The organism is bacterium (assembly GCA_019695335.1).
Classification (GTDB): Bacteria; CLD3; CLD3; order SB21; family SB21; genus JABWBZ01.
The window spans coordinates 25,013-36,991 of sequence record JAIBAF010000036.1 but is presented as its reverse complement, the minus strand read 5'-3'; the positions used below and the strand labels follow the sequence as shown (position 1 = coordinate 36,991).

The window sequence follows — 11,979 nt, the reverse complement described above, 5'->3', positions numbered from 1 at the left end:
ATATTCTGGCGGACGAACACGAACATCGTCTCGCCGTGATATCATTCTACATTGACGGGTTGCATTATAATTTGGGCGTGAAATTGCTCAACGATTATTTTGGAATTCAGGTCCGCGGAGGTTGTTCTTGCGCGGGAACGTATGGACATTATCTTCTGCATATTTCCCGCGATGTCTCGCACAAAATTACCGACAAAATCGATCACGGCGATCTGTCTGAAAAACCGGGATGGATCAGAATGTCGTTGCATCCCGCAATGACGGATAATGAAATCCGTTATCTCCTCGAAGCGATCCGTGAAACGGCCATTCATTACAAACAATGGCAGAAGGATTACACGCATGATGTTCATACCAATGAATTTATCCATCGGGCGGATCATGGCGAAAAATTAAAATTAATCCATCACTGGATGCAGGAAGTTTGACAGATCTTGTTAATTTTTTCGGAACAAAATTTATGATCAAAGAACTTACTCCCGATCAATTGCGTCTGACCATTGATCCATGGACGCTTAATATGGAATCGACCGAACATTTGAAACCGGTCGACGGAATCATCGGGCAGCATCGTGCAGTTTCGGCGTTACGTTTCGGGCTGGGCATTCAAGAAGTCGGCTTTAATATTTTTGTCGCCGGTCCTCGCGGCATCGGTAAGATGACCGCCGTTAAATCGTTTCTTGAAGAGCTCGCGCTGACCAAACGTACTCCCAACGATTGGTGTTACGTCAATAATTTTGACGATCCGTATCAGCCGATGGCGCTGGAATTGCCGCCCGGTAAAGGAAAAGAATTTCAACAGGACATGCGGTTTTTTATCGAATACGTCAGCCGTGAAATACCTAAATCGTTCGAAAGCGATGAATACAGTAAAAAACGTGACGAGATCCGGCGAACACTAAACGAGCGCCGCGAAGCGGTATTAAAACAATTTTCCGTCAAGGCCGGACAACAGGGATTTGCGTTGCATGCGACGCAGCTCGGCATCGTGCTCGTTCCGGTTAGAGATAACAAACCGATGAGTGAAGCGGATTGGAACGCTCTGCCGCAAGCGGAACAAGAAACGCGTATGAAAATCCGCGAAACGTTGCAGGATGAACTCAAGGAAGCGATCAAACAAACGCGCGATGTCGAACGGACGACGCAGAACGCGATGCTTGAACTCGATCGTCAGGTGATGCTGTATCAACTCAGCGGCGTGATGGAAGAACTGACCGGAAAATATAAAGATCAAAAAGAAGTATTGAACTATATCGATGCGATTCAGATCGACATGTTGTCCGACATCGACTTATTTAAGCCCGGGCAAGAGGATCATGTTCCCGAACGCGATCTGGATTTGACGAAATACCAGGTTAATCTTTTGGTGGACAACAGCAAGCAACAAGGCGCTCCGGTTGTGGTAGAATTACATCCGACGTATACGAATCTTTTTGGCCGGGTTGAAAAAGAAGTCGAACAAGGAACGATGTACACCGATTTTACGATGATCAAACCCGGAGCTTTGCATCGCGCTAACGGCGGTTATATTGTATTGCCGGTCGAAGACGTGTTGCGCAATCACATGAGTTGGGACGGCCTGCGGCGTGCATTGCGATCACAATCCATCGTGATCGAAGAAATTGCAGAAAGCCTCGGCATGAGCGTTGCCAAAAGCCAGCGGCCGCAACCGATCCGCCTCGACGTCAAAGTGTTGCTTGTCGGGCGTCCTATGTTTTATTATATGATGCATTCGTATGACGAAGAATTTCCCGAACTATTCAAAGTCAAAGCGGATTTTGATACAAGCATGCCGCGTACGGAAAATAATATCCGTGAATTCCTGATGTTTATTTCCATGCTGTGCCGGAAAGAAAATCTCAAACATCTCGACGCCGGGGCGGCGGCACGATTGCTCGAACACGCGTCGCGATTTGCCGATGACCAGGAAAAGCTCTCGACGCATTTCGGCGCCATTGCCGACGTTATCCGCGAAGCGCATTTCTGGGCTATTCAAGATCCATCGGCGCAAATCACCACTGCGCATGTGCGCAAAGCGCTCGATGAAAAAATTTATCGTTCCAATCTTGTCGAGGGACATATTCGGGAAATGATCACGCGCAAAATACTCGTGATTGATACGACGTCGGCCATTACCGGGCAGGTTAACGGTCTCGCCGTTATTCGCATGGGTGAATATGAATTCGGCCGTCCGAGCCGAATTACGGTTACGGTCACGCCCGGCACGGAAGGGATTGTCGATATCGAACGGCAGGTTGCTCTTGGCGGACCGATTCACAGCAAAGGTGTTTTGATCCTGAGCGGCTATCTCGCGCGGATGTTTGCGATCGACAAACCGCTGACGTTGTCAGCCAAATTAGTTTTCGAGCAAAGCTATGAAGGTGTCGACGGCGACAGCGCGTCATCAACGGAATTGTACGCTCTGCTTTCCGCGCTGGCGGATGTACCGATCCGGCAAGGCATTGCTGTGACCGGTTCCGTCGATCAATATGGTACGGTGCAGGCTATTGGAGGTGCCAATGAAAAAATCGAAGGTTATTTTGATATTTGCCGTGAGTTCGGGCTCACCGGCCAACAAGGCGTGATCATTCCGAAAACCAATCTCAAACACCTGATGTTGCGTGACGATGTAGTCGACGCCGTACGCGACGGGCTTTTTCACATCTGGGCCGTTTCGACGATCGCTGAAGGCATCGAAATTCTCACGGGCAAACCTTCCGGCGCAATCCGTAAAAACGGAAATTTTCCAAAAGGCAGTATTTTCGACCATGTCGAAAAGCGATTAAAAACCTTCCGTGAAAGTGTGAAAAAAACGGATAAGAAAAAGTCGGGTGGGAAGAAATAAAAAAAAATTAACTTCTTGTGCTAAAACCTCAGCGTAAAAACCGTTTCGATATTCGGGCGTGATTGCACGCCGATCGTGCCGCGATGCAGGCGCATGACTTGCCGTGAAAGCGCCAAACCAATGCCTGAACCCTCCTCTTTCGTAGTGAAAAACGGAATAAAAATTTTATCCATTGCTTCGTCGATAATACCGGGACCATTGTCAGCAACTTGGACCAGCACATGTCCGCGCTCGTCGAGACGCGCCGATAGTTTAATTTGCCGTTTGAGCTGTTTCTGCGTGGCCTGAATTGCGTTGATCAATAAATTGATCAGAACTTGCTCTACCAATTCCAGATCGGCCGTGATTTCCAGCGTCAGTGGTTCGATCGTCGATTGAAATTGGATTTTATTTTCAGTCAGCTTCGGACGCAGTAGTTGTTCCGCACGGTGAAACAATTCTTTCACAGCGAAAATGCGAAAATTCGGCGCCGGAATTTTAGTCAGATTTCGGTACGCCTCGACGAAGTGAATCAATCCTTCGCTGCGCTTTTGAATCGTTCCGAGCGCGCCATGGATATCCTGCATCGAATCCTGATCGACTTTTTCGCCGGAGTGTACGCGGCTGAATGAATGTGAAACCAGATCGTTGACCGTCGACGCGAGGGATGAAATCGGCGTGACGGAATTCATGATCTCATGCGTCAGTACGCGGATCAGATTTTGCCACGCTTCCATTTCCTTTTCTTCCAATTCGGTCTGAATGTTCTGGAGCGACACGAGCATGAATTTTTGTTCACGCAATTTAAATTCCGTTGCCGAAATAACCAGCTGTACCCATTCCGTGCCGTCATCGAATTTAACCAACGTACGTTGACCGGGTTTCAATTGAAAAAAAACATTTACAAGAGATTTATTCACCGTTTCGAGCGTTTTGATGTTTCGTAATGAAGGTTGATCCGGCGAAACAGCGACTTTGAATAAGCGGCGTGCGGCGTTATTGATCAGTTCGATATCGCCATCAGGCGTAAACGCAATAAGACCGACGGGTATGTGCTGCACAACGATTTGCAAGTAACGGAAACTCTCCTCACGCTCCGTCCGTGCTTTCCTGAAATCCATAATGATCTGTGAAAAAGCGGATTTGAGTTCGTCAAACGACGAGCCCCAGCCTGAACCGGTAAATGTCTGGGAAAAATCCTCGTGGCGTATGGATTCGAGAAACCGCGACAGGTCTCGGTTGGTTTTTTCTACAAAAATAATGAGCGCATAGATTTGATACACGATCGTCAGAGCAATCAAAGCGGTCGTGACGTATAACGTTGTCTGAGACAATAGGTAAAAAAACACATGCGTTGTCAACGCCAGAACGATGACGCGGATCGTGCAGAGAATGCGGAAGCGGTTATAAACCATATTTTTCAAGCCTGCGGTAAAGCGACGTGCGCGTCAGTCCGAGGTCTTTGGCCGCATGACTGACATTACCGCCGTGTTTACTCAGCGCTTTCCGAATCAGCGCTTTTTCAATTTCTTCTAAATTGTAGTCGTCGATCATCAAACCTTCGGCTTTGCCATGCGAAGCCGTCAGCAGGAAATCGTCTTGCTGTAATAGCGGTGATTCGCTCATGATCACGGCGCGTTCGATGGTATGTTGCAATTCACGAACATTGCCCGGCCACGAGTATTTTTCAAGCTTTTTCAGCGCGGCCACGTGCAAACTTTTTGAGGATTTTTGGTATTTTTTACAATACAGGGCGATAAAATGTTCGGCCAGCGCCGGCAGATCGTCGGCACGATCGCGCAGAGGCGGTAAAGCGATTTCGACCGTATTGATACGATACAACAAATCCTGTCGGAATTTTTTTTCACCAACCATAGCGTGGATCGGCAAATTCGTCGCGCATATCAACCGGATATCAATTGGAAATGATTTGTTCGATCCGATGCGCGTTACTTCCCTGTTTTGCAAAACGGTCAACAGTTTCGCCTGCATCGGCAAAGAGAGATTGCCGATTTCGTCTAGAAATAACGTTCCTCCCGATGCAATTTCAAATCGTCCCGCGCGGTCTTCTTTGGCGTCGGTAAAAGCGCCTTTTACATGACCGAAAAGTTCACTTTCAAACAATGTTTCGCTAATCGCACCCATGTCGACCGTAATAAAGACTTCTTTGGCGCGTAATGACTGCCGATGAAGCGCACGTGCGATCAGCTCTTTACCAGTTCCGTTTTCGCCAAGGATCAGTACATTAGCGTCTGTTTTGGCGACTTTCTGAATGGTGGAGAAAACCTGCAGCATAGCGCCCGCCCGCCCGATAATATCGTGAAAAGGCTGGTCGAGTTCGGCGGAAAGAAGTTCCTGCCGCGAGCGGAGGTTTTCCGCCTCGAGGCGTGATTGACGCAGATTCATGGCGGCCGATAACGTAGCGAGCAGTTTTTCGTTTTGCCACGGTTTCAGAACAAAATCCATTGCGCCTTCTTTGATCGCGCGAACGGCCATTTCTACGTCGCCATAAGCCGTGATCAGAATTACAACGGCTCGCGGATCGAGCTCTAAAATTTTATTCAGCCAGAAAAATCCTTCATAACCGCTGCTCACGTCGCGCGTAAAATTCATATCGAGCAGAATGACGTCGTAATTTTCATTCTTAAGCAGGACAGGAATTTGCTCGGGATTTTTTTCAGTCTGTACAACGCTGACATGTTGTTTAAGAAAAAGCCTTGCGGCTAAAAGAACGTCTTCGTCGTCATCGATGACAAGAATTTTGGTGGATTTTGGAAGCATAGAATTATTGATTCAGTTTCTCATTGACTCATTGATTCATTGCTTGGAAGTTCTTTGGGAGGCTGCAAAAATGGCCAGTAATTCATTGGCTTCCTTCAGGAGGTCTTTGAGCAAAAGTTCCTTTATAATTTTTGTATCAATCAGCATTTCAAGCCAAAAAACAGTTTCGTCAATTTCTTCGACGACAATACCCATTTTTGCAATAAATTCGGCTTTAGATCGGGCACGGCAAACCGCGCGATAATTGGCCGCAACCGATGTTCCAGAACGCAAAAGTTGTTTACCTATAACACGGCTTTCTTCCGTTTTAGGCAATGTCCTAAACAGCCGTACAATACGGATCGCAAATAATTTAGTTCGTTTTTTTAATTCTTCGGCTTTAAACATAAGCAAAAGTCACACTAAATTAATGAATCAATGAAACAATGCATCAGTGGCTCAATCTACTCTCGACCATGATACACGCATTCGCGAGATAATTGAAATGATTTTCCTGCACGAATCGGAGCACATCGGGATCTTCAGCGCCGGGTTGGATCCACACGTTCATCAATCCTTTTTCAAGGCATTCTTTCAGGACTTTCAGAGTTGCTGCCGGCGGCGTGACAAAATTAATGATGGTCGGTTTTTCGGGAATGTCGGTCAAGTTTTTGTAAGCTTTATCGCCGTCGACGGACGGACGCGTCGGATTAACCGGAAAAAGTTTAAATCCTTTTCGTTTCAAATCGCGGTAGATTACAGAGCCGTATTTTTCCGGGTGATCATTGGCGCCAACAACGGCGATCGATACGTCCGGTTCTTTGAGCAATTCCGTAATATCTTTCATGTATGGCCTTTAGCTTTTACTGAATGATTGAGCGCAATGTAAGCAAGATGGAATTTAAAAAAAAATCCTTTTATTGGAATGATGAAAATTTGTTGTTTAAGTGACCGGTTTTTGTTTATCTTGGGAAGCTTACACATGACCTGGCTATTTTTAACACGCATAATTTTAACAAAAAAAATGATTCATGGCATTTTCCCGTAGAGGACTTTCCACAATTCGGACCAAGCTTTCGCTCTTGGTTACCCTGATCATCGGCGTGATTTCGGTTTTTATTTTTGTTTTCTTTCCGACGCGCCTTGAAGATCAGGCGATTCGTTCTATCAAAGCCAAGGCGCAGAGCATCGGTGAAATGGTAGCGTTCAGCCTTTCCGGATCGATCCAGACTACGGATACCAGCGTTATTTATTCAACCATCCAGGTAGCCCGTCAGAACGAAGACCTTGTTTACATGATCATAATCAATAATACCGGTAAAGCGCTGGGAATTTTTAACCGCGAACTCGCCAATCAATACAATTTTGATCATCCTACGCATCATAACATAATTTCTAACGACGGAAAATTGTACCAAGGTATGACCGTCGTTTATAAAGACGGGAAAAAAATCGGACGTGTGTTTGTCGGTATTTCTTTGGAGAGTATCCGCGCGGAAATCGATCAGAGCCGTACGACGATTACCACTGTTAGTATGTTGATTTTCGTTATCGGTATGATCGCCGTTTTTACGATCAGTACGGCCGTAACGAGTCACCTCGGGCAAATGGTCGCAACAGTTGAAAAAGTTTCCAACGGCGATCTTTCTCACCGCGCCCCGACGTATTATAACGATGAAGTTGCCCAGCTGGCCAGTGCGTTCAACGAGATGGTGGACAATCTTGAGGTAGCGTACAAACAACTTGAAGAGATCAACCGCAATCTCGAAAAACGTATCGACGAGCGCACCAAAGCTTTACAAAAAGAAGTTAACGAACGTAAACAGACCGAAGAAGCTTTGCGCAAGAGCGAAGCCAAAACGCAGGCACTGCTCAACGCTATTCCCGATTTGATGTACCGTCTGCGCCATGACGGCATCATGTTCGATTTCCGCGTTCCAAAAGATTTCGGCGTGGTGGTCACGAGCGGCCAGATTCTCAGCGCGGCTGAAAAGACGATGCAATACGTCGAAAAAGCGCTTGAAACCGCTGAAATGCAGGTTTTCGAATATCAGATCGAAGTGGACGGCCGTGTACGCGATCACGAGGCCCGGATCGTTGTCAGCGGCGTAGACGAAGTGTTGGCGATCGTGCGCGACATCACCGAACGGAAACATCTTGACCGCGAATTGATTTCCGCCCGCGAAGCTGCTTTGGCTGCGGCCCGGCTCAAGTCGGAATTTTTAGCGAACATGAGCCACGAAATCCGTACGCCGATGAACGGCGTGATCGGTATGACCGGATTGCTGATGGAAACGGAATTGAGCGCGGAACAGCGCAGTTTCGTCGAAACCATCCGGGTCAGCGGCGAAACGCTTCTCACGATCATTAATGACATTCTGGATTTCTCAAAGATCGAATCCGGCAAGATGGAATTGGAAGAACAGCCTTTCGATCTGCGGAGTTGCATCGAAGATACATTCGATCTTTTTGCGTCAATGGTTGCCGAAAAACAATTAGAATTACTTTATTTCATCGAACCGGATGTACCGACGTTTGTTGTCGGCGACGTGACAAGAGTCCGGCAGATCCTGGCGAATCTTGTCAGCAACGCCGTTAAGTTTACTCCCAAAGGTGAAATTTTCCTCAATGTTAAGAAAATCAAACAAACCGGCGCGGCCCAAGAGCTTCAATTTTCGCTGAAAGATACGGGGATTGGCATTCCCACCAACAAGATGGACCGCCTTTTCAAATCGTTTTCACAAGTCGATTCATCCACGACGCGTCAATACGGCGGTACCGGATTGGGACTTGCGATTTGTAAACGGTTATCCGAACTCATGGGCGGGCGCATGTGGGCGGAAAGCGTCGAAGGCAAGGGATCGGTTTTTTCATTTACGCTCAAAACAGCCGTTGCGCAAAAATCTTCGGATGACCGTAAAGCCGGTCGTGTGACGGAACTGGACGGCAAATCGGTACTCATCGTGGATGACAACGAGACGAATCGCAAAATTTTGTCAACGCAATGCCAGCATTGGGGACTTGTTGCCAAAGCTACGGCTTCCGGTCAGGAAGCCGTCGATTGGCTGAAAAACCGTGAATCGTTTGATCTGGCCATCATTGATATGCAGATGCCGCAAATGGACGGACTCATGTTGGGCAAAGCGATTCGCGAATTGCGCACGGAAGAACAAATGCCGATGATCTTGCTGACGTCGCTCGGAAAAAACGAACGCAGCGTCAAAGAAGCCAAAGAGATTTTTCAAGCGTATGTTTCCAAACCGATCCGTCAATCGCAATTTTTTGATATGCTGATGAATACGCTTGCCGGGGCCAAAGCCATTCCGGAAACTCTCGAACAACCCGTTCACACGGATGACAAAACCGTCGAGCTGCGTCCGTTGCGGATTCTCGTTGCCGAAGACAACGTCGTCAACCAGAAAGTTGCGCTTCGGATTTTGAAGCAGATCGGGTATCTTGCCGACGTGGTAGGCAACGGCATTGAAGCTGTCGACGCGCTCAAACGGCAGCATTACGATCTCGTATTCATGGACATGCAGATGCCGGAAATGGATGGACTCGAAGCAACGCGTCATATTGTCGAAAACTGGCCGACCGATACCCGTCCGAAAATCGTCGCCATGACGGCCAATGCGATGCAAGGCGACCGCGAACGGTGCATTGAAGCGGGCATGGATGATTACATCAGTAAACCGATCCGGCTGGAGGAAGTTTCAGCTGCGCTGGCGAAATGGGGCCACGCGATCAAGCCTAAAATTGAACCGGCTCATCACGAACTCAAGCGCCCGAATAAGATTGTCGATGCCCGTACGATCGATGGATTGAAGAGCCTTGCTACCGAAGACGATCCGAGTTTTTTCCAGGATATCATTGCCATGTTTCTCCGTCAAGCTCCGTCCTTGATTGCTCAAATCAAAAAACATGCAGAAGCTGACGATACAACCAATCTTTCCATGGCTGCGCATAATCTGAAAGGCGCTTGCGGCAATATCGGCGCACGGTATATGGCCGATTTGTGCGAACACATTGATCAATGCGGCCGCAAAAAGGATCTTTCTAAAATCCGTTCTATGATCGAAGAATTGGAAAAAAATTATTACGACACCATCGTGGAATTAGAAAAACTGGCTTAGATGTTTTCTCGATTTCACATGTTTTGATTTTTCAATCCGCATAATCTCATCCACATTCCCAGACCTCGGCGTTCCTCAGAAAATCACTGTCCGAAATCGGACACTCATCGTGCGATAGCGAACATTTCTTCTAAACCTTCGTAGTGTTAAATCATTAATAAATAATCACATTTTTTGGGCATGGGAATTGAGTTTGCATTGCCCGGATTAATTGTCTTTAGTCATTACAAAACATGGAATTGGATTAAACATGGATCGTAAAATTGAAAAAAAGAATTGGACGCCGAAAAAGATTGCAATCTTTGGGGGTGGCGGACTTCTGTTCATCTTTGTTTTTTACACATTTCTTTTCGGCGACACGTCGTCAAAGCTGAACGTCGAAGTTGAAAAAATTACTTTGGCCAAGGTCACGAAAGGTCCTTTCCAGGAATTTATTCCTGTAACGGGTAACGTGCTTCCGATCAAGACGATTTATCTCGATGCGATGGAAGGCGGACGCGTTGAAAAATTATTCATCGAAGAAGGTACGATCGTGAAAGAGGGTGAAGAGATCCTCAAACTGACCAACACGAACCTCCAGATGGATGTGATGTTTCGCGAAGCGCAGCTGTTCGAACAGATCAATAATTTGCGCAACACCCGTTTGGCGTTCGAACAAAACCGCATCCGCAATAAAGGCGATCTGATCGATTTGGAATATCAGATTCAACGGTGGAAACGGAACTACGATGTTCAAAAAGGTTTGCTTCCTCAAAACCTGACGTCGCAGCAGGAATATGAACAGGCGCGCGATGAATATCAGTATGCCGTTAATCGCCGGGATCTTTTGATCGAGAGCATGCATTCCGATTCCATTTTACGCGCCACGCAAATGCAATCGCTCGAAGCATCGATCCAGCACATGCAAACCAACCTGAATGTCATCAAAGAAAATCTCGCTAACCTCACGATTCGTGCCCCTGTCAACGGACAATTAACTTCACGTAACGCTGAACTTGGTGAATCCAAACGTTCCGGTGACCGCTTAGGCCAAATCGACGTGCTCGACGGATTTAAAGTGCGGGCAGGGATTGATGAACATTATATCGCGCGCATACAGATCGGACAATCGGGCGAATTCGATTTCGCCGGCAAAACTTATATTTTAATTATCAAAAAAGTTTATCCGGAAGTCAGTAACGGCCGGTTTGAAGTCGATATGGAATTCCAGGGTGAAGCGCCCAAAGATATCCGCCGCGGCCAGACGTTGCAGATCCGTCTGGAACTCGGCGATCTTGCCGAAGCCGTGCTGGTACCGCGCGGAGGATTTTATCAGAAGACCGGCGGGCAATGGATTTTTGTCGTCGATCCTTCGGGTGATTTTGCCATTAAGCGTCCGATCAAACTCGGCCGGCAGAATCCCCAGGTTTTTGAAGTCATCGATGGGTTGTATCCGGGCGAACAAGTGGTGACATCGTCGTACGACAGTTATGGCGATATAGATAAATTAATGCTGAAACAAAAATAACTTCCAAAAAAGTCATTACAAACACACTAACCAAATAAAGGAATTCCGTCATGATCAAAGCACGAAACCTTCAAAAGCTGTACACCACGGACGAAGTGGAAACAACAGCGTTGAACAACGTTAATTTCGAAATCAACAACGCCGAATTTGTGGCTATCATGGGACCTTCAGGCTGCGGTAAATCCACTCTGCTCAACGTCATCGGGTTATTGGACAATCCGAGCAGCGGCGAATATTATTTTCTCGACAAAGAAGTTTCAAAATTCACCGAACGCCAGCGTTCCAATATGCGCAAAGCCAATATTGGTTTCGTTTTCCAAAGTTTCAATTTGATCGATGAATTGACGGTATTCGAAAACGTCGAATTGCCCTTACTCTATCTTGGTATGACATCGGGTGACCGCAAAAAACGCGTCGAAGAAACACTGGAGCAAATGCAAATCGCCCATCGCCGCAATCACTTTCCACAACAATTATCCGGCGGTCAGCAACAGCGTGTGGCTGTATCGCGTGCCGTCGTTGCCAAACCCAAACTCATCCTTGCTGACGAACCTACCGGTAATCTCGATTCTGCGCACGGTGAAGAAGTCATGCGGCTTTTAACGGATCTGAATCAGGCCGGAACGACCATCGTTATGGTGACGCACTCGCCATCGCACGCGGAATACGCCGGACGGGTTATTCATCTTTTCGACGGACACATTGTGACCGAAAATATGAAAGAAGCCGCAAAAATTTAATCCGAATCACTTCTT

General features: G+C 47.1%; 9 protein-coding genes. 5 read left to right on the top strand and 4 right to left on the bottom strand.

Going from position 1 to position 11,979, the window contains the following annotated elements; genetic code table 11:
• Positions 1–428, top strand: a 428-nt coding sequence (locus tag K1X84_10440; GenBank protein ID MBX7152049.1) for a cysteine desulfurase, incomplete at its 5' end; no start/stop codon positions are given.
• A gap of 32 nt (positions 429–460) precedes the next feature.
• The gene (locus K1X84_10435; GenBank protein MBX7152048.1) at positions 461–2,845 is read left to right on the top strand and encodes an AAA family ATPase; all 2,385 of its coding nucleotides are present in this window, start codon (positions 461–463) and stop codon (positions 2,843–2,845) included.
• A gap of 20 nt (positions 2,846–2,865) precedes the next feature.
• Here K1X84_10435 and K1X84_10430 read toward each other — a convergent pair whose 3' ends face one another.
• From K1X84_10430 to K1X84_10415, 4 genes are read right to left on the bottom strand one after another with little or no spacing between them, the layout of a single operon-like run.
• Complete coding sequence (locus K1X84_10430; protein MBX7152047.1) at positions 2,866–4,239, bottom strand: ATP-binding protein; 1,374 nt, start codon at positions 4,237–4,239, stop codon at positions 2,866–2,868.
• On the bottom strand, positions 4,229–5,605 hold the full coding sequence (locus K1X84_10425; GenBank protein ID MBX7152046.1) for a sigma-54 dependent transcriptional regulator: 1,377 nt from the start codon (positions 5,603–5,605) through the stop codon (positions 4,229–4,231). Before K1X84_10425 ends, K1X84_10430 begins: the two co-directional genes overlap by 11 nt.
• Positions 5,606–5,641: 36 nt before the next feature.
• Complete coding sequence (locus K1X84_10420) at positions 5,642–5,992, bottom strand: four helix bundle protein (protein MBX7152045.1); 351 nt, start codon at positions 5,990–5,992, stop codon at positions 5,642–5,644.
• 43 nt (positions 5,993–6,035) lie between these two features.
• Entirely contained in the window at positions 6,036–6,431 is a 396-nt protein-coding gene (locus tag K1X84_10415) for a CoA-binding protein (GenBank protein ID MBX7152044.1), read from the bottom strand.
• A 184-nt stretch (positions 6,432–6,615) separates the two neighbouring features.
• Here K1X84_10415 and K1X84_10410 point away from each other — a divergent pair, with 184 nt between their 5' ends.
• From K1X84_10410 to K1X84_10400, 3 genes are all read left to right on the top strand, one after another.
• Positions 6,616–9,717, top strand: a complete 3,102-nt coding sequence (locus K1X84_10410; GenBank protein ID MBX7152043.1) for a response regulator — start codon at positions 6,616–6,618, stop codon at positions 9,715–9,717.
• Positions 9,718–9,967: 250 nt separating this feature from the next.
• The gene (locus tag K1X84_10405; protein ID MBX7152042.1) at positions 9,968–11,224 is read left to right on the top strand and encodes an HlyD family efflux transporter periplasmic adaptor subunit; all 1,257 of its coding nucleotides are present in this window, start codon (positions 9,968–9,970) and stop codon (positions 11,222–11,224) included.
• Between the two features lie 50 nt (positions 11,225–11,274).
• Entirely contained in the window at positions 11,275–11,964 is a 690-nt protein-coding gene (locus tag K1X84_10400) for an ABC transporter ATP-binding protein (GenBank protein ID MBX7152041.1), read from the top strand.
• Positions 11,965–11,979: the final 15 nt, after the last annotated feature.

Coding starts and splice junctions, on each gene's coding strand:
- K1X84_10435 (MBX7152048.1), top strand. CDS start 461: ATGATCAAAGAACTTACTCCCGATCAATTGCGTCTGACCATTGATCCA.
- K1X84_10430 (MBX7152047.1), bottom strand. CDS start 4,239: ATGGTTTATAACCGCTTCCGCATTCTCTGCACGATCCGCGTCATCGTT.
- K1X84_10425 (MBX7152046.1), bottom strand. CDS start 5,605: ATGCTTCCAAAATCCACCAAAATTCTTGTCATCGATGACGACGAAGAC.
- K1X84_10420 (MBX7152045.1), bottom strand. CDS start 5,992: ATGTTTAAAGCCGAAGAATTAAAAAAACGAACTAAATTATTTGCGATC.
- K1X84_10415 (MBX7152044.1), bottom strand. CDS start 6,431: ATGAAAGATATTACGGAATTGCTCAAAGAACCGGACGTATCGATCGCC.
- K1X84_10410 (MBX7152043.1), top strand. CDS start 6,616: ATGGCATTTTCCCGTAGAGGACTTTCCACAATTCGGACCAAGCTTTCG.
- K1X84_10405 (MBX7152042.1), top strand. CDS start 9,968: ATGGATCGTAAAATTGAAAAAAAGAATTGGACGCCGAAAAAGATTGCA.
- K1X84_10400 (MBX7152041.1), top strand. CDS start 11,275: ATGATCAAAGCACGAAACCTTCAAAAGCTGTACACCACGGACGAAGTG.